The 20,551-nt window shown below is 54.0% G+C and carries 21 protein-coding genes and 1 tRNA gene; 13 read left to right on the plus strand and 9 right to left on the minus strand.

Annotated features, from left to right (window positions below; genetic code table 11):
• Positions 1 to 21: 21 nt before the first annotated feature.
• Together BJ887_RS18485 and BJ887_RS18490 are read right to left on the minus strand one after the other, a co-directional pair.
• Positions 22 to 1,038, minus strand: coding sequence for an iron ABC transporter substrate-binding protein (locus BJ887_RS18485; protein ID WP_121340264.1), 1,017 nt, complete (start codon positions 1,036 to 1,038; stop codon positions 22 to 24).
• A gap of 329 nt (positions 1,039 to 1,367) precedes the next feature.
• A tRNA-Arg gene (locus BJ887_RS18490) sits at positions 1,368 to 1,444 on the minus strand.
• Between the two features lie 278 nt (positions 1,445 to 1,722).
• On the opposite strand from BJ887_RS18490, the gene BJ887_RS18495 reads away from it, so the two are divergent.
• The 3 genes from BJ887_RS18495 to fimZ all read left to right on the plus strand — a co-directional run bounded on the left by BJ887_RS18495 (position 1,723) and on the right by fimZ (position 4,607).
• Positions 1,723 to 2,421 (plus strand): EAL domain-containing protein, encoded by a 699-nt coding sequence (locus BJ887_RS18495; protein ID WP_121340265.1) that lies wholly within the window; start codon positions 1,723 to 1,725, stop codon positions 2,419 to 2,421.
• A gap of 24 nt (positions 2,422 to 2,445) precedes the next feature.
• Positions 2,446 to 3,162 (plus strand): response regulator transcription factor, encoded by a 717-nt coding sequence (locus BJ887_RS18500; protein ID WP_032677572.1) that lies wholly within the window; start codon positions 2,446 to 2,448, stop codon positions 3,160 to 3,162.
• Positions 3,163 to 3,974: 812 nt separating this feature from the next.
• Positions 3,975 to 4,607, plus strand: coding sequence for a fimbria biosynthesis transcriptional regulator FimZ (fimZ, locus tag BJ887_RS18510; protein WP_014168952.1), 633 nt, complete (start codon positions 3,975 to 3,977; stop codon positions 4,605 to 4,607).
• A 51-nt stretch (positions 4,608 to 4,658) separates the two neighbouring features.
• Here fimZ and sfmF read toward each other — a convergent pair whose 3' ends face one another.
• The 6 genes from sfmF to fimA form a co-directional block, all read right to left on the minus strand.
• Entirely contained in the window at positions 4,659 to 5,183 is a 525-nt protein-coding gene (sfmF, locus tag BJ887_RS18515; protein ID WP_044858286.1) for a fimbria assembly protein, read from the minus strand.
• A gap of 9 nt (positions 5,184 to 5,192) precedes the next feature.
• Complete coding sequence (fimH, locus tag BJ887_RS18520) at positions 5,193 to 6,200, minus strand: type 1 fimbria D-mannose specific adhesin FimH (protein ID WP_121340266.1); 1,008 nt, start codon at positions 6,198 to 6,200, stop codon at positions 5,193 to 5,195.
• Entirely contained in the window at positions 6,193 to 8,754 is a 2,562-nt protein-coding gene (locus tag BJ887_RS18525) for a fimbrial biogenesis usher protein (RefSeq protein WP_068795143.1), read from the minus strand. Before BJ887_RS18525 ends, fimH begins: the two co-directional genes overlap by 8 nt.
• A gap of 14 nt (positions 8,755 to 8,768) precedes the next feature.
• Positions 8,769 to 9,461, minus strand: coding sequence for a type 1 fimbria chaperone FimC (gene fimC, locus BJ887_RS18530; protein ID WP_020885156.1), 693 nt, complete (start codon positions 9,459 to 9,461; stop codon positions 8,769 to 8,771).
• A gap of 34 nt (positions 9,462 to 9,495) precedes the next feature.
• Positions 9,496 to 10,041 (minus strand): type 1 fimbrial protein subunit FimI, encoded by a 546-nt coding sequence (fimI, locus tag BJ887_RS18535; RefSeq protein WP_121340267.1) that lies wholly within the window; start codon positions 10,039 to 10,041, stop codon positions 9,496 to 9,498.
• A 67-nt stretch (positions 10,042 to 10,108) separates the two neighbouring features.
• A complete protein-coding gene (gene fimA / locus BJ887_RS18540) occupies positions 10,109 to 10,672 on the minus strand; it encodes a type 1 fimbrial major subunit FimA (protein WP_121340268.1) in 564 nt (187 codons plus the stop codon).
• Between the two features lie 310 nt (positions 10,673 to 10,982).
• Here fimA and folD point away from each other — a divergent pair, with 310 nt between their 5' ends.
• From folD to BJ887_RS18565, 5 genes are all read left to right on the plus strand, one after another.
• Positions 10,983 to 11,849 (plus strand): bifunctional methylenetetrahydrofolate dehydrogenase/methenyltetrahydrofolate cyclohydrolase FolD, encoded by an 867-nt coding sequence (folD, locus tag BJ887_RS18545; RefSeq protein ID WP_014168945.1) that lies wholly within the window; start codon positions 10,983 to 10,985, stop codon positions 11,847 to 11,849.
• A 1-nt stretch (position 11,850) separates the two neighbouring features.
• Positions 11,851 to 12,063 (plus strand): ribosome-associated protein YbcJ, encoded by a 213-nt coding sequence (ybcJ, locus tag BJ887_RS18550; RefSeq protein WP_014168944.1) that lies wholly within the window; start codon positions 11,851 to 11,853, stop codon positions 12,061 to 12,063.
• A gap of 219 nt (positions 12,064 to 12,282) precedes the next feature.
• The gene (locus BJ887_RS18555; protein ID WP_014168943.1) at positions 12,283 to 13,782 is read left to right on the plus strand and encodes a PTS transporter subunit EIIC; all 1,500 of its coding nucleotides are present in this window, start codon (positions 12,283 to 12,285) and stop codon (positions 13,780 to 13,782) included.
• Positions 13,783 to 13,866: 84 nt separating this feature from the next.
• Positions 13,867 to 14,883 carry a Mal regulon transcriptional regulator MalI gene (malI, locus tag BJ887_RS18560; RefSeq protein WP_121340269.1) on the plus strand — a complete coding sequence of 339 codons (1,017 nt, stop codon included), beginning with the start codon at positions 13,867 to 13,869 and terminating at the stop codon, positions 14,881 to 14,883.
• A gap of 72 nt (positions 14,884 to 14,955) precedes the next feature.
• Complete coding sequence (locus BJ887_RS18565; protein WP_040016810.1) at positions 14,956 to 15,477, plus strand: metal-dependent hydrolase; 522 nt, start codon at positions 14,956 to 14,958, stop codon at positions 15,475 to 15,477.
• A 78-nt stretch (positions 15,478 to 15,555) separates the two neighbouring features.
• Here the strand turns inward: BJ887_RS18565 and cysS are convergent, their stop codons facing one another.
• On the minus strand, positions 15,556 to 16,941 hold the full coding sequence (gene cysS / locus BJ887_RS18570; RefSeq protein ID WP_020885161.1) for a cysteine--tRNA ligase: 1,386 nt from the start codon (positions 16,939 to 16,941) through the stop codon (positions 15,556 to 15,558).
• 174 nt (positions 16,942 to 17,115) lie between these two features.
• Between cysS and ppiB the strand changes: the two genes are divergently transcribed.
• The 5 genes from ppiB to purK all read left to right on the plus strand — a co-directional run bounded on the left by ppiB (position 17,116) and on the right by purK (position 20,469).
• Positions 17,116 to 17,610, plus strand: coding sequence for a peptidylprolyl isomerase B (ppiB, locus tag BJ887_RS18575; RefSeq protein WP_014168939.1), 495 nt, complete (start codon positions 17,116 to 17,118; stop codon positions 17,608 to 17,610).
• Between the two features lie 3 nt (positions 17,611 to 17,613).
• Positions 17,614 to 18,336 carry a UDP-2,3-diacylglucosamine diphosphatase gene (gene lpxH / locus BJ887_RS18580; RefSeq protein ID WP_040016809.1) on the plus strand — a complete coding sequence of 241 codons (723 nt, stop codon included), beginning with the start codon at positions 17,614 to 17,616 and terminating at the stop codon, positions 18,334 to 18,336.
• Positions 18,337 to 18,473: 137 nt separating this feature from the next.
• Entirely contained in the window at positions 18,474 to 18,683 is a 210-nt protein-coding gene (locus BJ887_RS18585; protein WP_121340270.1) for a YdgH/BhsA/McbA-like domain containing protein, read from the plus strand.
• Between the two features lie 212 nt (positions 18,684 to 18,895).
• Complete coding sequence (gene purE / locus BJ887_RS18590) at positions 18,896 to 19,405, plus strand: 5-(carboxyamino)imidazole ribonucleotide mutase (protein ID WP_020885164.1); 510 nt, start codon at positions 18,896 to 18,898, stop codon at positions 19,403 to 19,405.
• A complete protein-coding gene (gene purK, locus BJ887_RS18595) occupies positions 19,402 to 20,469 on the plus strand; it encodes a 5-(carboxyamino)imidazole ribonucleotide synthase (RefSeq protein WP_040016808.1) in 1,068 nt (355 codons plus the stop codon). Before purE ends, purK begins: the two co-directional genes overlap by 4 nt.
• The last annotated feature ends 82 nt before the right edge of the window (positions 20,470 to 20,551 follow it).

The following is a 20,551-nucleotide window of genomic DNA, read 5'->3' on the forward strand; positions in this document are numbered from 1 at the left end:
GCGTTCACTTAACTCTCAGGATCACAGCAGGCCGGCTTGCGTCATCAGCTCGATAACTTTTTTGCTGTTAAGCGTTGAAGGTTCCACTTTCGGCGCATCCAGATCTTTCAGCGGAACCAGTTTCGGGTTAGAGGCCGCGTTCACGCCAACCGCATATTCAAACGCGTTATTGGTGCGCAGGCTCTCCTGACCTTCTTTGCCGGTGATCCACTTGATGAATGCCTGAGCCTGTTCTTTGTGTTTGCTGGACGCCAGTACGCCACCGCCGGAAAGGCTGACAAAGGCACCCGGATCCTGATGTTTGAAGTAGTAGAGTTGGGTGTTTTTGCTGTTTTCACCCGTTTTGGACTGATCGACAAAACGGTAGTAGTGATAAATCACACCGCCATCAATCTGGCCGGCGTTAACGGCTTTCATCACGGTGCTGTTACCTTTGTAGGCCACAAAATTGGTTTTCATCGCCTTCAGCCACTCAAGGGTGGCCTGCTCGCCTTTCAGGGCCAGCATCGCACTTACGATCGCCTGGAAATCCGCGCCTGACGGCGATGCCGCCCAGCGGCCTTTCCACTCAGGTTTCGCCAGATCCATCAGCGATGTTGGCAATTGCTGTTCGCTCAATTTTTCCGGGTTATAGACAAACACCGTGCTACGCGCAGCAATCCCGATCCAGCGGCCGTGCGCAGGACGAAATTCCGCAGGCACCTGCTTCAGGGTCTCTGCATCCAGTGGCGCGAACAGTTTGGCATTATCCACCAGAACCATTGAAGGCGAGTTTTCCGTCAGAAACACGTCTGCAGGTGATGCCGTGCCTTCCTGAACCAGCTGGTTACCCAGCTCGCTGTCATCGCCATTACGCAGCGTCACCTTAATACCCGTTTCTTTGGTAAAACCGTCTACCCACGACTTCACCAGATTTTCATGCTGCGCGTTATAAACAACGATACCTTCGTTGTTATCAGCGGCAAGTGCTTGTGTGGAAAGGAAAAGAGATGAAGACAACAAGGCAAGCGAGAAGCATGACAACAGGCGAGAATTCATGAACATATCCTTTATAGACCAGGGTGATTTACCACGCATAGCGTTGTGGGACAGGATTAAAGCATACAAAAACGCTAATGATAATTAGTATCAATCAAGTTTAGTCGTAAAAGTGTAAAATATTCTTATACAGCGGATAAATATGATAAAAATCCAGATTATAAAAATGGATGAAATAAAGATTAAGAAAACCTTAGGCTGGAAAAATAACAAATATTGATTAGCGTTCTATTTATTTCCCGATTATTTAATCGACAGAATGAGATCGGCATAAACGTGTATTTAGCGTAAAACGGAAGAGTGTAAGCAAAAACGGTGAAGGCAGTAAATGGCACGCCCTGTAGGATTCGAACCTACGACCTACGGCTTAGAAGGCCGTTGCTCTATCCAACTGAGCTAAGGGCGCACTGAGAAGAGTGAACTTCGCGGTGGTGAAACGCCTGGAATTATACGGTCAATGGCAGGTGAGTCAATGCCTTTTCGGCTTTCAGGGGCAATTACCGCTAGCCGATTGTAAATACGGCTGTTTTTTCAACATTCATCGCTTTTCCGTCGTAGAATTTCGCGCTGCGAAAAGGCTTAGTTGCATTTAAGTAACGCCTGCTGTTTTCCTGAGCGTCAGCTCGTCACACTAGTGTGAGGTATCCCGGCCGCCTGGAGGCTGACAGACAACAGGACCATGGAGTGACAGCGCAAAACCTGACCTATACGCCCCCCCGGTTACAGTACCTTTCTCAGGACATCGTCGGCATCAAACTTGAGCCCATCGTCGCCCTCTCCTCTTTACGCAGGGTCGGCGTAGAGGTCCTTAGCGTCCTGTCTGAAACGCAGCATAGCGAAGCCTTTTTCCGCCATCAGTCTGCAGACTGGTCGATAACGCTGCTTGAAGCACAGCTCACCGCGTTAAAAAATACCCCGCACTGTAATAATTTTTTCATTAATCTGCCGATAACCGTCCTGACAGAGCCCGACGCTTTTCAGCGGCTTAGCCGGATAAAATGTCCGCCGCTGAATATTGAACTTGTCGACCCCAGTGCTTTTTTAACGCTGTCAGCCGCGCAGAGGCAGACCGTTACCCGGAGCCTGTTGCAGCTCATAAAACAAGGTCACGGTATCTGGCTGGATGACATTGATGAAACACTCATCCCGCCCTTTTTATCCTGCCGGTTACCGTTAAGCGGCGTAAAAATCGATAAGGATGCATTCTGGCGTTTACGCGCCACACCCGCGCTACGGCAACTGGTGTCCCGGTGCTTTCAGCTTGCCGGGAAAGTGCTTATTGAAGGTATTGAGACTGAGCAGGATTGTACCTGGGCACTGCAGGCAGGCGCAGAACTCGGCCAGGGCTATTACTGGCCGTCCTGGACATGGCCGGAGGATTAAAAAGCCATTTCCAGGGGGGAGGCCATGCGAATGACAGTGCGCCGTTACCGGCGGCGGCGTACAGGAAGTGATGCACTGGGATTTACGCGCTCGCCTTTTGCTCCCCCCTTCTTCGACCGGCTCGAATTTTTGAGTCAGTCCATCAGCCAGCCCCGCAAAACAGACGCTCCGTTTATCATTCTGGTGACGGAGGATCATTTTCTGCGCACCGGTTTTCTCAACGGCCAATTTCCCCTGAGCAGCTGTTGCGACTATCCCACGCTTGAGGATGCGTTTAGCGCCCTGGCCCAGTGGCCATCCGCCCGCCTGGTGGTGGATATTGAAAGCCGCTCCACTGCGCTGATCGACAAGCTGGATCAGCTCAGAAGGCATAGCCTCTATCCCCCTTTTCTGACGCCCTATCTGTTAGTCAGGGCGGATAATTACGATACTCGCCTGTTCTGCAAAGCGGCGGGCCCTTTTCACGTGCTCGAACGTCAGCTGACGCCGTCTGCTTTCCAGCACAGCCTGATGGATACCAGCCCTCCCCAGGGCTGCGATAAAGACTGGTTCTCCCGCACCGAATGGCCTATTTTGCAGGAGTTATCGCGGGGGAAGACCCTTCGCCAGATAGCGTTGATGCAGAATCGCCCCTATAGCCGCATTATCTATCGTCTCAGCTGCATTCTGTTGAAACTGGGTCTGACCCATCGCCAGGAACTGCTACACCTTCTCAATAACCTCTCAGACTGCACCTTCTAACCCACCCACTAAGCCCTTATTTCCTAAAGACCTTTAGGAATTTACTTATCAATCATGTTACTTATTTGTTAAATTTTAACAATAATTTCAATTTTATAACTATTCCTAATTTACGGGCTTAAACCATGTGAAATGTCACAGAATGAATAATCTGCAGCACTTTCCTCCGTGCGTTAAGTGTTTGATAAAGGAGTTAATAAGACGATAATGATGTAAAAACAAGCGGCTCGGCGAGACTGCCTGGCAGTCAAAAGCGAAGTCTGTAGTATGTTCTGCTGTACGACGGGTGCCCTTTCCGGCGGCGACCCGATCACTTTCAAACGAAGGTCTGGTGCCCTCTGTGAACACTTTTTCGCCATCCGATCCCGCTTTCAGCCCCTGAAAACGGCTGTCGATTTGTTAACATTTGATCAACATACAGTGTGATATGTCATTTTTTGTTATTACATAAAGATCAAAAGATGTGGTAAATGGGATAACAGGATATTTAAGCTAATTTTAAAAAAATAGCTATTCGGATCCAGAAGATAATACAAAGTAATAAGCGAGGGGTAATTTACAGGGTTTTCGGAAAAAACTTACACGGTATAATAAGACGCGTATCAAATATGAATAAGAAAAACCTTTTTGCCAACACCAGCCAAATGAGATGACCGCGCTGAGGCATAGATTTCTTCACTACGTTAACAAGGATGCTTTCGCTCTTTCCAGGGAAATACTACGGTATAAGGATCTGCACATTTATCCTTCCGGCATTTCGAGAGTTTTAACCAAACTCGGCATAACGCTTTTAACAGTCTGAGGCATTAAAAATGAAACCGGCATCCGTTATCATTATGGACGAACACCCTATCGTCAGAATGTCGATAGAAGTCCTGCTACAGAAAAATAAAAACATCACAGTCAAACTCAAGTCTGGCGACAGCCATGAAGTCCTTGACTGTATCCGTAACCACCCTATCGATCTGGTGATCCTGGACATCGAACTTACGGGCACAGATGGCTTCGCTTTACTGAAGAGAATCAGAAACTTAAATAAAGACATCAAGGTCCTGTTCCTCTCTTCAAAATCCGAGTCTTTTTACGCAGGACGCGCCATTCGCGCCGGGGCAAATGGTTTTGTCAGTAAACGAAAAGATTTGGGCGAGATCTACAACGCCGTTGAAATGATCCTGATGGGCTATTCTTTTTTCCCGTCGGAAACGTTGAATTTTATAAACCATTTGGGTTCGGGGAAAGGGATGGTCGCGGATATGCCATTATCGAATCGTGAGGTGACGGTATTACGTTACCTGGCAAATGGTTTATCCAATAAGGAGATTGCAGAGCAGTTACTATTAAGCAACAAAACCATCAGCGCACATAAATCCAATATTTATTCCAAGCTGGGTGTGCAAAGCATCGTTGAATTAATTGATTATGCCAAAGCACACGAACTGCTATAACCTGAATTCACTCCCTGCAGCTTATCCGAGCTGCAGGGAGTGCGGTCAGCGCTAATTATAATTAATCATGAAGGTGGCATCAGCATCAGCCCGTCCGGGCTGAGGGTTATCAGCAGTGGCAATATAATTGGCATAAAATGACAATGTCGCATTTCCCTGCGCATCAACCGCTACCGGCTGGCTGGCCTGCTGAAGTGCCAGACGCGTTTTATCCGCATCCCTGATCTCGACGGCAACGTTGCTTGCCGTACTGGCGTCATTGAGCGCCAGTAACCCGTTATTGCTTCCGTCGGCTTTACCCGAAAACGTAATGGACGCCGCACCTGGCGGACAGCCGGTCAGCTTCAGCGTAAACGGCATGGGCTGCGTGCGACTTCCCGTGGTGCTGAGCTGTTTCGTGGGCCAGGTTCCCAGCGTGACGCTCTTGTCGCTATCGCTGCCCTCGGCCACACAGGTAAAATCAACAATGTTGCCGTACATCTGAATATTGATCTCCCCCAGCGCAGTGGCTGCCTGCGCGCTGGCGTGAAGCATCATCAGTGTCATCGCGGCGAAATGCCAGTTCCGGTTCCGCATCTCTTCCCCTTAATCGTAATCCACACGCAGATAACCCCGCGACGTGAAACGGCCTTCAGCAGGCTTATTCCCCGTCACGCTGACCGGCCAGACCCGGATCCCCACCAGCGCCTGCGCGCTGTCGTCGAGACGGAACGGGATTTTGCTGGTCAGGTTGTTGGGCGTTAGCGGGGTACCGCTTTCGTTGGCAATCACAAACCCCACATCGGGGTTATCCGACACCACCGCGTTGCTGGAGACCTTTTCTGCCTCAACGCGCATCGTCAGCATTGCGTTCGCTTCCACGTTGGTGCATTTGATGGCGATGGTTTTGCTTTGCGCGGTTACCCCCTCCGGTTTGTTACCCGCCCCGGCCTTGCTGAACAGGGAGGCCCCGATATCGCCGAAGTCAAACTCCACGATATTCCCCGCATTGATGGCGCAGCTTTGCGGCACCTGAATGGTCCCGCTGTAGCTGATGGTGTAGACCGGCGAGGTTAACGGATCAGAAGAGGTAGTGGTGACATAGACGCGGAACATGGTCGCCCGCGGGATCACCACCATATTTATAAACCGTCGTGTCACTTTAAGGCGAAAGACGAGGCTGGAATCCTGAACGCCAAACGGTTTGTTTTTAGAGACGTTCGGGTGACTCCCCATCTGGATGTAACTTTTGGGCGGATAAAATACGCCAGCAAAGCTGTCCGTAATTTTCATTGCCCCATCCAGATAGTCGTTTAGCTTCAGGTACTGATAGCCATCACTCGTTCCCGTGACCGGGTAATCGGTAACATAACTACGTTTGGTCGTGTTTCCGGTGGTGCCCTTCGGGCAGACGGCATTCACCCCCACCCACTGCGATTTCTCGCTGAGCGTCACCACCTGTCCGATCTGGTTATTCGAACTGTTAAATTTATCCGTCAGGTCGTAATGCACCTCCGTAGGGACGCCCTTTTCATTCACACACACGGTGGCTAAGGCATTCCCCACGGGCAAAATAGAGAGAAGTGATAAAGCCAGGCAATGGATTTTACTCACAGCGAATCCCCTTAAGTGTGATTGCCTGTTGCAGGCTCTTTTCTGGCAAGCTGTAGTGCGCACGACACTGGGATTGCATCCCGTTGCCCCACTGGATCAGCAGTTCACCTTCCAGCGGCAGGCCGCTCAGGTAAATCTGTCCGTCATCGCCCACCATACTGGTGACGCCGCTCTGGGTTTCACGCACCACGGCACCGAATGGCACAGGCTGGTTGCCGCGCGTGACGGTCAGCAGGGCGCGCACGCCAATACGGGTATCAAAGCTGGCGCGTACCAGCGCCCCTTTTGTCGGCACCACGCTGCTCACGTTATTTTCGATATCGGTGTTATTGCTCATGGTGTTGGTATCCAGCGCCACGCGGTTATAGCGGTAGACGGTGGCATACGGCATCACCGCATAGCCACGCCAGTCGGTTTTCACACCGGTCTGGTTTTCCACGCTCACGCCCGATGCTCCCGGCGCTTTGATCAGAACGTTGGTATCACCCAGCGGCTGGCTGAAGGTTACGCCATCCGCATGGCCGACCACGCCGCCGGAGAGCTGCCAGTTGAGATCGTGCTGGTCGCGTGCGTAGTTGTAGCCAACCCCCAGCGTGCCGTAGGTTGCCTGCCAGTTCGCGCTGGCGCTTCCGCTTGAGCCGTTATTGCTGGTGTGGCCCTGGGTCACGCTGTAGTTCAGGTTGCGATCTTCCAGCAACGTCCCACTGACCCCGGTTTGCCAGCTTGTGTCGCCATCACTATTACGGCTGGCTGACGCCGTGGCATAGGCGCGGTCAATGGCGCTGTCCCGACGAAAACCCTGGCGGGTAAAGAGGCTGAACGGTACGGAGAGGTTAAACGACGCGATTCGGTCCGTGCCGTCTATCCCGACCGATTTGTTCCATGACCAGGACACGGAGTAGTTGACGCCCTTCACGCCACCCGCGTACCCCAGCTGATACCAGAGGTTGGACTCATCGGTGCCCCAGTACGTCTGTTCACTACCGGAGATATAGACCGAGCCGTAATCCCCCAGCGACTGGGAAATATTGAGCTGGAAACGCCCTTTTTTATTCCACGTCAGGTTGTGATAACTCTCCACATCCGGCACACCGTCATCATCCTGGTTGTCGGCATACTGGTAGCCTTCCATCGAACGCCACGCGACATCGTCCAGGGTGTAGAACCCTTTTGTGGAGTAGCGGTAGCCCAGCAGCTGGAAGTTGGTTCCGAATCCGTTAAGCGATTTTGCATAGAGGAAACGCAGCGACTGCCCTTCATGGCGGCTGTCATCCGCGAGCTGACTGCGGGCATGGGTGATATCGAGCGACACTGCCCCCCAGTCACCGAGGTTTTTCCCCGCCCCGATGGCCACCGCGGTATAACGTGACGCGAGTTGGGTACCGCCGTACAGCGTGTAGCCGTCGCCAAGCCCGGTAATCAACGTACCCTGCGTGAAGAATGGCGTATCCTGTTCGCTGTTGCCGCTGCGGTAATCCCCGGCCACCAGGTCATATTTCCAGCGACCTTCGCGCTGCAGGAGGGGCACGGTGGAATACGGCACGGTATAGCGCTGCTGGCTGCCATCCTTCTCTTCAACCGTCACCTCAAGGTCACCGCTTGACGAGGTTGGGTTAAGATCGGTGATGGCAAAGGCGCCAGGCTGTACATAGCTTTGATAGATAACGTAGCCGTTTTGTCGAACGACCACTTTGGCGGGCGTTCGGGCGATGCCGCGAACGGTTGGCGCGTAGCCCTGCAGGCTGTCCGGGTACATGCTGTCAGACGAGAAGAGCCGCCCGCCGCGAAAACCCACGCTGTCGAAAACGTCATTACCGGTATTGCTGTCGCCCAGTACCAGCTCGCTTTTCAGCGGGATCACGGTGCGCTGCGCCCAGGTGCCAATATTCTGCCAGTTGCTGTGCCGCTGCCCGTTATTCTGTGTATAACGCCATGCGCCATTATTGCGTAAACGCCACGCGCCATAGTTCAGCCCGCTCTGCAGGTTCAGATAATAGCTGTCGTCCTCGCTCCCGCGGTTGCCGGTAAAGCTGTAGTTCACCAGCGCGGCAGGGATCCCTTCATCCCATTGATCGGGCGGAATATAACCGCGTGCGCTGTTCTGCATCGCCACCTGTGGCAGGCTGATATTCAGGCGCAACGAGGCAAAGTTGAACGCGATCTCACTGCCGGGAATAGCCTTCGCCAGGGGAATACAGGTCTCCCCTTTTACGTTAACCAGCTCAGGAAAGGCCGCGATATTGACGCCAAAACGCTCCAGCATCACGCGCGTAATGCACGGCGACAGCCCACCGGCAACCGGCGGTGTATTGTCGGCCTGCTCGAAGCGCACATCCTGCGTCGCGATAAACTCATCGTTACGCCAGATATCCACGCGATAAACGCCAGGCGCCTGCTGGTGACCTTGTTCAAAACGCGATAAATCCGCCACGTTGGCGGTGTCATCGGACAAGAAGGCCGGGTTAAAGTAGCTTTCGCTCCAGCCAGCCTGTGGCCAGAGCGCTGCCATCAGCGCCAGTGCGACCGGGCAGTAACGTCCCTGGTGATTATTCATCGCCCTGACTCTGCTCACAGGTTGACGCTACGCGCCGGCGTAATGGCACCGTAGTCATTCACGCTCTGCCAGGAGAGCGTACCGCTTGCGGCGGCTGGCAGTACCTGCTGCGCCGAGTTTTTAGGCGCAACCATCAGGTTATCCAGCGTCTGTCCGCCCAGCTTCATATTGACCAGCGTGATGTAATACGGCGAAGCGTTACTGACTTTGAGGTGGTTGCCGACGCGCTCAAAACGCAGCTGCGAGAGCGCCTCTTCCGGCTGCATCGGCAGATTTGTCGGGCGGACAAACAGCTTGATCCGCGACAGGATAGCCAGCTGCAGCACGTTATTGTTTTCCGTTTTCGCTTTGTTCACGGACGGGATCGCTTTCACGTTCATGTAGAAGAGCGATTCACGATCGGCAGGCAGCGCGGGCCCGGCATAAATAATGCGCAGCGTGTTTTCGCTGTCCGGCTCGCTGACAAACAGCGGCGGGGTCACGGCAAAGGTTTTTTCTTTTTGCCCGTTCGCATTTTCGATCCACGCGTTGATTAAATAGCGCTCTTGTTTATTGCTGTTGGTGATCGCCAGCGAAGTTTGCTTTGCATCTGCCGGATAAATAACGCGGGTGGCCCCCAGCGCAATACCGCCGGAAGCATTTGCGCATGCAGAAACCATCATTAAAATTAACGATAAAAACAGTCCTGGTTTAATTAGGGTATTCATCACAACCGTACCTTTAATAATGTGTTCGCAGGTGTTATGGATAAATCAACGTAAACCAGACATCCGACTGAATATTGCCTGGCACGAGGTGTTCGGAAATAGCCCGATAGCGGGCGCTAAAATGAAACGCAAGCTCACTGGTATTCACCGGCAACCAGCTGACGGCCGTTGCGTTCGGGATAATCTGACGTTGTTGTTCGTCAAAAAGAGCCAGCCCGACGCCGCTGCTTATCGGTGATTCACCTGGCCGCGATGTCGTCAGAAAAACCTGCGGATCTTCTGCTGGCGTAACGCCCTGAAACTGGATCCCCACGGTGCGCGAGACATCCACGCTGCAATCCAGCAGCCGCACGGTGAAGGGCACATTGACCGTGGAAAAACTGCCCACACCGGAAAATGAATTGGTTCGGTACTGCCCCATTTCGATGCGCATGTTCTGGCTGTCGGGTGCCACGGCGCAGCCGCCGTTCACCAGCTCACCTCTGAGATGAACTTTGCCGCCGTCGATTACCACGGTATGTGCTGAGGCCTGGCAGGCCATCGCAAGGGTTAACAGCAGTAGTGTTCCGGTCCTTGTCATCCTTCGTTCCTGGCCTTTGCGTATGACGGCCTCTTCCCTGAGGCCTGAACATCCCTGTGCGGAGGAATTACTCGTATTTCATTACGAAAGTGGCGTCAGCGTTTGCCTGGCCTGGCTCGGTGGTCGCAGCCGTTGATTTGTAACGCGCGGTGAAGTTCAGGGTGTTAGTCCCTTCGATCAGGTTCTGCGCGGCAGAGAAGGTTGAACCATCTGGAGTCAGGGTGGTGGATTTGCTGTCGAGGATCTCGATGCCCACGCCCTTCGCGGAGTTGTCGTTGTTACCAGAGGTTACCGCCAGCAGGGTTTTGTCGGTCGCGTCGATCTGACCGGTGAACGCAACTGCGGCCGTTTTCGCAACCAGCGGGTCACAATCATTCAGTTCAATGGTGAACGGAATATTAGAGGTGGTGTCACCCACTTTCGTGAACTTCGCGGTACGGTATTGGCCCAGGTTAACCGTCTGCTCGGAAGAATCAGTATTTACTGAACATGCAGCATTAACCAGTTCACCTTTAAAGTGTACGGTACCGCCATTTACGGTAACCGGAGTGACTGTATCTTCTGCATTTGCGGCACCCGCAACCAGGGCCAGAGTAGCAATAACAGTAGAAGCAATGTTGCTGAGTTTCATGTCTATTCCTTTAAAATGTAAATAACCCTTCCCGCGAATAATCGGGAATAAGAAATACGTTCAATTGATTAATTGAAAGCTTATTTCGGAGGAGACAAAGTAGCTCATGAATGTATTTTAAAATATGTCAAAACGCTGTCATTTCGCCAGGTCACATCCTAATCCTGCCTAAGAAATTGACCATCCCCTCAGAAGGGTTTTTACGGCCTCCTGATGAAAACTCGCAAAGGGTGACTGACAGCGGCGCTCGCTTCTGACAAAATACAGGCAATCCCCCCTTTCAAACGTTACAGACGGAATCTTCTCTCTGATGGCAGCAAAGATTATTGACGGTAAAACGATTGCGCAGCAGGTGCGCTCTGAGGTCGCGGAAAAAGTGAAGGCGCGTAAAGCTGCCGGAAAACGCGCCCCCGGGCTGGCCGTTGTGCTGGTCGGCAGCAACCCGGCATCGCAGATTTATGTCGGCAGCAAACGCAAAGCGTGTGAAGAGGTGGGGTTCGTCTCCCGCTCTTACGATTTGCCGGAAACCACCAGCGAAGCAGAGCTGCTGGAACTTATTGATACCCTGAATGCCGACAACGCGATCGACGGTATTCTGGTTCAGCTGCCGCTGCCAGCCGGCATCGACAACGTGAAGGTGCTGGAACGTATCGCCCCCGACAAAGACGTTGACGGTTTCCACCCGTACAACGTGGGCCGTCTGTGCCAGCGCGCCCCGCGTCTGCGTCCGTGCACGCCGCGCGGAATCGTTACGCTGCTGGAGCGTTATAACATAGATACCTACGGTCTGAACGCCGTGGTCATTGGCGCATCAAACATTGTTGGCCGTCCGATGAGCATGGAGCTGCTGCTCGCTGGTTGCACCACCACCGTGACCCACCGCTTCACCAAAAATCTGCGTCATCACGTAGAAAACGCCGATCTGCTGATCGTGGCGGTCGGGAAGCCGGGCTTTATTCCGGGTGAATGGATTAAAGAAGGCGCGATCGTTGTGGACGTCGGTATTAACCGTCTGGAAAACGGGAAAGTGGTCGGTGACGTGGTTTACGAAGATGCTGCGGCTCGCGCCTCTTACATTACTCCTGTACCGGGCGGCGTAGGCCCGATGACCGTTGCCACACTGATTCAGAATACTTTGCAGGCATGCGAAGAGTACCACGACGTAGAGGACGCGTAAGATGGCCACATTTTCATTAGGTAAACATCCGCACGTTGAGCTGTGCGATCTGCTGAAGCTGGAAGGCTGGACCGAAAGCGGCGCACAGGCCAAAATCGCCATTGCCGACGGGCTTGTTAAGGTGGACGGCGCAGTGGAAACCCGCAAACGCTGCAAAATCGTCGCGGGTCAGACCGTGAGCTTTGAAGGGCAAACCGTGACGGTGACCGCCTGATGCTCTCCCCCCTCTCCCGTCGGGAGAGGGAACCCACATTCCCCCACACCCATCACGGTTAATTATCGATCGACTTCAAATAATCACTATTTCATCTGTTGAAAAGTGAAAATTCTGTTGCGCGTTTTTCACTCTTTCCCCACGATAAGTAGAACGTTCTACTAAAACGTTCTACTTACAATAACAGCGCCAAAAAAGCGCTACTCGGGGGAAATCAGCATGAGTCTGATATCAGGGTTTGTTAAATCGCTCTCTAAATTATCGATGATTGGTCGCGCGTTAATGCTGCCAATTTCACTGCTTCCCGCTGCGGGCCTGCTGCTGGCCTTTGGCGATAAGTTTCACCTGCCGCTGATGATGAACGCGGGCGGGGTTATCTTTGATAACCTGCCGATGCTGTTTGCCATTGGTTCCGCCGTGGGGCTGGCATCCGAGTCCGGCATTGCCGCGCTCTCGGCGGCGGTCTCGGTGTTTGTCACCAACATCACCATCAGCACCGTCTTGAGCATCACGCCGGAAATGGCGTCTCAGGGCGGCAAATACGCGATGGTGGTCGGCATCCCGACGTTGCAGATGGGCGTCTTCGGCGGCCTGATCTGCGGTATTCTCGCCGCCTGGTGCTATAACCGTTTCCACACCCTGCAGCTGCCAGAGTTCCTCGGGTTCTTCTCCGGGAAACGCTTTGTGGCGATTGCGACAGCGTTTCTCTCTTTCCTGCTCGGCCTGCTGTTGCCGTATGTCTGGCAGCATATCCAGGCGGGCATCGATGCGCTCTCCGTGGTGGTTAATGGCGATAATCAGGCAGCCTCGACCTTTATCTTTGGTCTGGTGGAACGTGCGCTGATCCCGCTCGGCCTGCACCACATCTGGTATCCCTCTTTCTGGTATTCGTTTGGGGATTACACCACCCAGGCCGGTCAGGTGATTCACGGCGACCAGACCATCTGGTTTAAGATGCTGGAAGAAGGGGTCAAATCCTTCAGCAGTGACAGCTACCAGAACGCCGGTAAGTTCATGCAGGGTGAATTCCCGCTGATGCTGTTCGCGCTGCCTGCGGCGTGTCTGGCGATGTACCACGAAGCACACACCAAAAATAAAAAAATCGCGGCCGGTATTTTGTTCTCTGCGGCGCTCACCTGCTTCCTGACGGGGATCACCGAGCCGGTTGAATTTACCTTTATTTTCGTCGCCCCTATTCTGTACGTCTTTAACGCCATCATGGCCGGTCTGGCGTACATGACCATGTATCTGCTGCATGCGCATATCGCCAAGTCGTTCTCTGCGGGCTTTATCGACTACCTGTCGTTCGGGATCCTGCCGTCATTTAACGGCTACAAAACTAACTTCCTGAACGCCATTATTATCGGCATTCCGATGGGCCTGATTTACTACTTCACGTTCCGCTTTGTGATCCGTCGTTTCGACGTGAAAACGCCGGGCCGTACAGAAGTGACCGCCAGTGCGGACGATAAGTCAGATTCAGAACTCGCCACAGAGATCATCAACCTGCTGGGCGGCGCGCACAACATCGACTCCGTCGGCTCCTGCATCACCCGTCTGCGCCTGGAAGTGGCAAAAAGTGAAGCGGTTGATAAGGACGGTCTGAACGGCCTTGGCGCCCGCGGCGTAGTGTTCGTCGGTGATAACGGTATTCAGGTGATTTTCGGTGCCAGAGCACAGTTTATCGCCCAGACCATGTCCACCATGATTGGCAAATAATAAGATGCCTGAACGACACGTCTCCTGTACGCTGGGGGACGTTGTCTTATCTGGCTGATAATCGGTAAATTTCAGGGAGCGGTTTTGAAGAAAGTCAGCATTATTGATGTCGCAAAGCATGCGGGCGTTTCGGTCTCCACCGTGTCGCTGGTGCTGCGCCAGAAAGGGAAAATTTCAGACGCAACGATCGCGAAGGTCAATGCTGCCATCACTACGCTGGGCTATGTTCACAACGTCGCCGCTGCCAACCTCCGCGCCAACACCTCCAACCTGATCGGCCTGATCCTGCGCGACTTTAGCGACAGCTTTTCCATTAAGGTGATGGCGAGCATCGTCCAGGAGCTGGAGAGACAGGGGTATATGGTTTTCCTCGGCCAGCCGCTGAACGACCATGAACATCTTGAGCGCTGCCTGCTGTCGTTTAAACAGCAAGGGGTCGCCGGCGTTATCTATCTGGCCTCTGATACCCGGGCATCCTCGCTGCCGGAACACATCCGCCAGTGCCCGCTGCCGCTGGTGGTGGTCTCTCAGTCCCTGCTGGATGAAAAATGTAATCTGGTGATGCGCGACAACCGCCAGGCGGCGAACCTTGCCGCGCGTTATCTTATCGAGCGCGGACACCGCAACATTGCCTACATTGGGGGTCGTGAAGGCTGCCTTATCCGCGAGCAGCGTCTGCTCGGCTTTCGCAGCGCGATGACCCAGAACGGCCTGGTCTGGCGTGAGGAATACTCGCCTGCGTGTAGCGATGACACGCTGGCCGCAGGTTTCGCCACCCGCCAGCTGCTGGATAAAAACAACACCATCACCGCCCTGCTCTGCCACTCGCCGGATGCGATGATCGGCTCCATCTCCGGCATTCATCAGGTGGGGCGCACCGTGGGGAAAGATGTGTTTCTCACCCAGCAGGTCGCGCTGGTTGGTTTTGAAGATATGCTGCACGTGAACCTGACGTCTCCCTCGTTTACCTACGTTTCCTCCGCCAGTGAGGAGACGGGGCGTCAGACGGCGGGGTTGATCATCCGCAAGCTAAAAGAGCCGGAACTGCAAACACAGCGTATCACCCTTTCCGGGCAGCTTATTGCCCGGGAATCGGCGTAATTAAGACGCTAACACCATCCTCATTGCGCCCATTCGCTGCTATATTTCCCTGCTTTGCCATGGATAATCGCAATGCCTACCGTTATCACCCACGCTGCAGTGCCTTTGTGTCTGGGCTTAGGCCTGGGACGTAAAATCATTCCTCCCCGCCTGCTGTTTGCCGGCGTCGTCCTCGCCATGCTGCCGGACGCCGACGTGCTGGCGTTTAAGTTCGGCGTTGCCTACGGTAATGTGTTCGGCCACCGCGGCTTTACCCACTCCCTGCTGTTTGCCTTTGTGGTGCCGATACTTTGCGTACTGATGGGCCGACGATGGTTTCGGGCAAGTCTGACCCGCTGCTGGCTGTTCTTAACCGTGTCTCTGCTGTCGCACAGCTTGCTGGATTCCATCACCACCGGTGGGAAAGGCGTCGGCTGGCTGTGGCCGTGGTCAGATGAACGGTTCTTTGCACCGTGGCAGGTCATTAAGGTCGCGCCGTTTGCGCTGTCACGCTATACCACGCCCTACGGGCATCAGGTGATTATGTCGGAGCTGCTGTGGGTGTGGCTGCCAGGAGTTGTGCTGATGGGGCTGTTGTGGTGGAAGCGGAGGTAAAAGCAAAACGGCAACCCAGTTGCCGTTTTAGTGTTTGCACCCTTTCCCGGTGGGAGAGGGCATCAGCGCGCACCAGAATTATTTCCGACGCCAGGTGGTTCCCTGCGGGCCATCTTCCAGAATGATGCCCATTTCCGTCAGACGGTTACGCGCGGCATCTGCTGCCGCCCAGTCTTTCGCCTGACGCGCTTCCAGACGCGCGTTGATAAGTTGCTCAATCTCCGCCACTTCGCTATCGTCCGCCTGCGCACCGCTTTGCAGGAACAGATCCGGTTCCTGCTCCAGCAGACCCAGTACCGAAGAGAGCTTACGCAGATGGGAGGCCAATGCATTCGCTGCCGCCATATCTTCTGACTTCAGACGGTTAACTTCACGCGCCATATCAAACAGCACGGAGTAGGCTTCCGGCGTGTTGAAGTCATCGTTCATCACGTCAATAAAGCGCGCTTCAAATGCCTCACCGCCTGCCGCGGGTACAGATTTATCGGTACCGCGCAGGGCAGTGTACAGACGCTCCAGTGCCGCACGCGCCTGTTTCAGGTTCTCTTCGCTGTAGTTCAGCTGGCTGCGATAGTGACCAGACATCAGGAAGTAGCGCACGGTTTCCGCATCGTAATATTTCAGCACGTCGCGCACGGTGAAGAAGTTGCCCAGAGATTTAGACATCTTCTCACGGTCAACCATCACCATCCCGGAGTGCATCCAGTAGTTCACATACTCGCCGCCATGCGCACAGGTTGACTGTGCAATTTCGTTTTCATGGTGCGGGAACATCAGATCCGAACCGCCACCGTGAATATCGAAATGTTTGCCCAGCTGTTTGCAGTTCATCGCCGAGCACTCAATGTGCCAGCCAGGACGCCCTTCGCCCCACGGGGAAGGCCAGCTTGGTTCGCCCTCTTTGGACATCTTCCACAGCACGAAGTCCATCGGGTTACGCTTCACGTCCACCACATCAACGCGCGCACCGGCCTGCAGCTGATCCAGATCCTGACGGGAAAGCTGACCGTAGGTAGGGTCAGTCGGCACGGAGAACATCACGTCACCGTTATCGGCCACATAGGCGTGACCACGTTCGATCAGCTTTTCGGTGATGTCGATAATTTCGTGGATATGGTGGGTGGCACGCGGCTCGCTGTCCGGACGCTGAATATTCAGGGCGTCGAAATCTTTGTGCATTTCCGCGATCATACGATCCACCAGCGCAACAAAGCTTTCGCCATTTTCGTTCGCGCGCTTGATGATTTTGTCGTCAATGTCGGTGATGTTACGCACGTATTTCAGGTTGTAGCCCAGAAAACGCAGGTAGCGCGAGACAACGTCGAATGCAACAAAGGTACGGCCATGGCCGATATGACAGAGATCGTAAACCGTAATACCACACACGTACATGCCGACTTCCCCGGCATGGATAGGTTTAAATTCCTCTTTTTGGCGCGTCATTGTATTAAAGATTTTTAACATCGAAGATTCCATGTAAACACGTGTGTGGTTGAAAACCGGTTATTCTACCTGTAATTCAAACCTGAAGCAGCACACAATGCAAGGTGATCGCATCCTGTGGTTATGCTATAACAAGCCCCTATAGATGACCCAAACGCGGGTCGACGTACCACAATAACGGAACAGGATGCAAAAATGGTTACTTTCCACACTAATCATGGCGATATCGTAATCAAAACCTTTGATGACAAAGCGCCTGAAACAGTTAAAAACTTCCTGGACTACTGCCGCGAAGGTTTCTACAACAACACTATTTTCCACCGCGTGATCAACGGCTTTATGATCCAGGGCGGCGGTTTCGAACCTGGCATGAACCAGAAAGCGACGAAAGAAGCGATCAAAAACGAAGCGAACAACGGTCTGAAAAACACCCGTGGTACGCTGGCGATGGCGCGTACGCAGGCTCCTCACTCTGCAACAGCCCAGTTCTTCATCAACGTTGCTGACAACGACTTCCTGAACTTCTCCGGCGAAAGCCTACAGGGTTGGGGCTACTGCGTCTTCGCAGAAGTGGTTGAAGGTATGGACGTAGTCGACAAAATCAAAGCCGTGGCGACCGGCCGCAGCGGCATGCATCAGGACGTTCCAAAAGAAGACGTCGTGATTAACAGCGTGACCGTCAGCGAGTAATTCGTGGCGACACTCTTTATTGCAGATTTGCACCTGCAAACAGAAGAACCGGCGATCACCGCCGGTTTTCTGCGTTTTTTACGCGGTGAAGCGAAAAGTGCCGATGCACTTTACATTCTGGGTGACCTGTTTGAAGCCTGGATTGGCGACGACGATCCCAACCCGCTGCACCGTGAGATGGCGGCTGCCATTAACGCGCTGGTCGATTCCGGCGTCCCCTGCTTCTTTATCCACGGCAACCGTGATTTCCTGCTCGGCAAGCGCTACGCCCGCGAAAGCGGCATGACGCTGCTGCCGGAAGAGCAGGTACTCGACCTTTATGGCCGAAAGGTGTTAATCATGCACGGTGACACACTCTGCACTGACGACACCGGCTATCAGGCGTTTCGCGCTAAGGTTCATACCCCGTGGATCCAAAAACTATTCCTGGCTCTGCCGCTGTTTATCCGCAAGCGGATCGCAGCCAGAATGCGTGCCGACAGTAAGGCCGCGAACAGCGGCAAATCCATGGCCATTATGGACGTTAATCCCCAGGCGGTAGTCAGGGTCATGGAAAAACACCGCGTTCAGTGGTTGATCCACGGTCATACTCATCGTCCCGATGTGCATACCCTTACCGCCAACGGCGAAGCGGCCCACCGCGTCGTCCTGGGGGCCTGGCACAGCGAAGGTTCAATGGTCAGCGTCACGCCTGACGGTGTGGAACTGATCGCTTTCCCGTTTTAATCCGCCAAAAAATCATTCTATTTTTTTGAACAATATCGGCAAATTGTTTCGATTTTAATCAGCCCGTGGTCGGCCTATTATTTATCACATCAGGGCAACACGCCCTATCCCAGATAAAACATTTAAGGAATACGACCATGAAATCCATCAAAACTTTCGTTGTAGTTTCCGCACTCTCTCTGATCTCTTTCGGTTCTTTTGCTCAGAGCGTCAGCGCCACTGCCTCTACCCTTGACCGCGCAGAAGCGAAAATTGCCGCTCAGGCTGCTGAACAGGGCGCGTCTTACAAAATCACCAGCGCTCAGTTTAACAACCGCGTTCACATGACGGCAGAACTGACCAAATAAGACGTCTGCTGACCGTGCCGCCCGTCAAAAGCACATCAAAGCACATCGATGCCTGATAAAACAGACCGCCAGAACGCGGTCTGTTTTGTTATCTCCTGAGAGCCACAACGGCTCAGTTTTTAACCGCGCAACCGTTTTCCTTGCCCCTATTACATGCTATTCTCTGTGCCCTCGAAAGCAGTGTGTTTCGCACCACAGGAGTTTTAAGACGCATGTCTTCCCGCAATAATCCGGCGCGTGTCGCCATCGTGATGGGGTCCAAAAGCGACTGGGCTACCATGCAGTTCACCGCCGAAATCTTTGAAATCCTGAATGTTCCGCACCACGTTGAAGTGGTCTCCGCACACCGTACACCAGACAAACTGTTCAGCTTCGCCGAAAGCGCCGAAGAGAAGGGTTATGAGGTGATCATTGCCGGTGCGGGCGGCGCAGCACATCTGCCAGGCATGATTGCCGCCAAAACGCTGGTACCGGTTCTGGGTGTTCCGGTGCAAAGCGCTGCGTTAAGTGGTGTCGATAGCCTCTATTCCATCGTTCAGATGCCGCGTGGCATTCCGGTCGGCACGCTGGCCATTGGTAAAGCGGGCGCTGCCAACGCTGCCCTGCTCGCCGCGCAGATCCTGGCGACTCACGATAAAGCGTTACATCAGCGTCTGGCGGACTGGCGTAAAGCTCAGACCGACGAGGTGCTGGACAATCCGGACCCGCGGGGTGCGGCATGAAGCAGGTATGTGTCCTCGGTAATGGTCAGTTAGGCCGTATGCTGCGTCAGGCCGGCGAGCCGCTGGGTATTGCCGTCTGGCCCGTCGGGTTGGATGACGAACCGGAAGCCGTGCCGTTTCACCAGAGTGTGATCACCGCGGAGATTGAACGCTGGCCACAAACGGCCCTGACGCGCGAGCTGGCGCGTCACAATGCCTTCGTTAACCGCGACGTCTTTCCCATTATTGCTGACCGTCTGACGCAAAAGCAGCTGTTCGATAAGCTCGGGCTGCCGACTGCGCCGTGGCAGCTGTTGTCCGATAAAAGCGAGTGGAAGGATGTTTTTGCAATGCTGGGCGAGCTGGCAATTGTGAAGCGTCGCGTCGGCGGGTACGACGGTCGTGGACAGTGGCGTCTGCGCGCCGATGACACTCACGAGCTGCCGGACGATTGCTACGGGGAGTGCATCGTTGAGCAGGGCATTAACTTCAGCGGTGAAGTCTCTCTGGTGGGCGCTCGCGGGCAGGACGGCCATACCGTTTTTTATCCGCTGACGCATAACCTGCATCAGGACGGGATCCTGCGTACCAGCGTTGCATTCCCGCAGGCCAGTGCTGAACAGCAGGCGCAGGCAGAAGAGATGCTCTCTGCCATCATGCACGAACTCGGTTACGTGGGCGTCATGGCGATGGAGTGTTTTGTCACGCCGTCCGGTCTGCTGATTAACGAACTGGCACCGCGCGTTCACAACAGCGGTCACTGGACCCAAAACGGGGCGTCCATCAGCCAGTTCGAGCTGCACCTGCGCGCCATCACTGACCTGCCGCTGCCGCAGCCGGTGGTGAACAGCCCGTCGGTGATGATCAACCTGATCGGTACCGATCTGAACTACGACTGGCTCAAGCTGCCGCTGGTGCATCTGCACTGGTATGACAAAGAGGTGCGTCCGGGTCGTAAGGTCGGTCACCTGAACCTGAACGATACCGACACCGATCGTCTGAGCGCCACGCTGGAAGCGATTATTCCTCTCCTGCCGCCGGAATACGCGAGCGGAATTATCTGGGCGCAATCAAAGCTTAAGTAATACTCCTCTGCCGGGGAGTTGACCTTCCCCCTCCCCGGCGTACAATCCCCGCCCATTGCAGCTTAGTTTTCTTCTGGAAAAA

The sequence above is a fragment of the Enterobacter sp. WPR_3_1 genome, from assembly GCF_003635055.1.
GTDB lineage: Bacteria > Pseudomonadota > Gammaproteobacteria > Enterobacterales > Enterobacteriaceae > Enterobacter > Enterobacter ludwigii.

What these genes read in the sequence shown, in the direction of transcription:
- sfmF (WP_044858286.1), bottom strand. Translation starts at nt 5,183, where the DNA reads ATGCGGAACCGGAACTGGCATTTCGCCGCGATGACACTGATGATGCTT.
- cysS (WP_020885161.1), bottom strand. Translation starts at nt 16,941, where the DNA reads ATGTTAAAAATCTTTAATACAATGACGCGCCAAAAAGAGGAATTTAAA.
- BJ887_RS18565 (WP_040016810.1), top strand. Translation starts at nt 14,956, where the DNA reads ATGCCTACCGTTATCACCCACGCTGCAGTGCCTTTGTGTCTGGGCTTA.
- ybcJ (WP_014168944.1), top strand. Translation starts at nt 11,851, where the DNA reads ATGGCCACATTTTCATTAGGTAAACATCCGCACGTTGAGCTGTGCGAT.
- folD (WP_014168945.1), top strand. Translation starts at nt 10,983, where the DNA reads ATGGCAGCAAAGATTATTGACGGTAAAACGATTGCGCAGCAGGTGCGC.
- BJ887_RS18585 (WP_121340270.1), top strand. Translation starts at nt 18,474, where the DNA reads ATGAAATCCATCAAAACTTTCGTTGTAGTTTCCGCACTCTCTCTGATC.
- BJ887_RS18525 (WP_068795143.1), bottom strand. Translation starts at nt 8,754, where the DNA reads ATGAATAATCACCAGGGACGTTACTGCCCGGTCGCACTGGCGCTGATG.
- fimI (WP_121340267.1), bottom strand. Translation starts at nt 10,041, where the DNA reads ATGACAAGGACCGGAACACTACTGCTGTTAACCCTTGCGATGGCCTGC.
- BJ887_RS18485 (WP_121340264.1), bottom strand. Translation starts at nt 1,038, where the DNA reads ATGAATTCTCGCCTGTTGTCATGCTTCTCGCTTGCCTTGTTGTCTTCA.
- purK (WP_040016808.1), top strand. Translation starts at nt 19,402, where the DNA reads ATGAAGCAGGTATGTGTCCTCGGTAATGGTCAGTTAGGCCGTATGCTG.
- BJ887_RS18555 (WP_014168943.1), top strand. Translation starts at nt 12,283, where the DNA reads ATGAGTCTGATATCAGGGTTTGTTAAATCGCTCTCTAAATTATCGATG.
- purE (WP_020885164.1), top strand. Translation starts at nt 18,896, where the DNA reads ATGTCTTCCCGCAATAATCCGGCGCGTGTCGCCATCGTGATGGGGTCC.
- fimA (WP_121340268.1), bottom strand. Translation starts at nt 10,672, where the DNA reads ATGAAACTCAGCAACATTGCTTCTACTGTTATTGCTACTCTGGCCCTG.
- BJ887_RS18500 (WP_032677572.1), top strand. Translation starts at nt 2,446, where the DNA reads ATGCGAATGACAGTGCGCCGTTACCGGCGGCGGCGTACAGGAAGTGAT.
- fimZ (WP_014168952.1), top strand. Translation starts at nt 3,975, where the DNA reads ATGAAACCGGCATCCGTTATCATTATGGACGAACACCCTATCGTCAGA.
- fimC (WP_020885156.1), bottom strand. Translation starts at nt 9,461, where the DNA reads ATGAATACCCTAATTAAACCAGGACTGTTTTTATCGTTAATTTTAATG.
- ppiB (WP_014168939.1), top strand. Translation starts at nt 17,116, where the DNA reads ATGGTTACTTTCCACACTAATCATGGCGATATCGTAATCAAAACCTTT.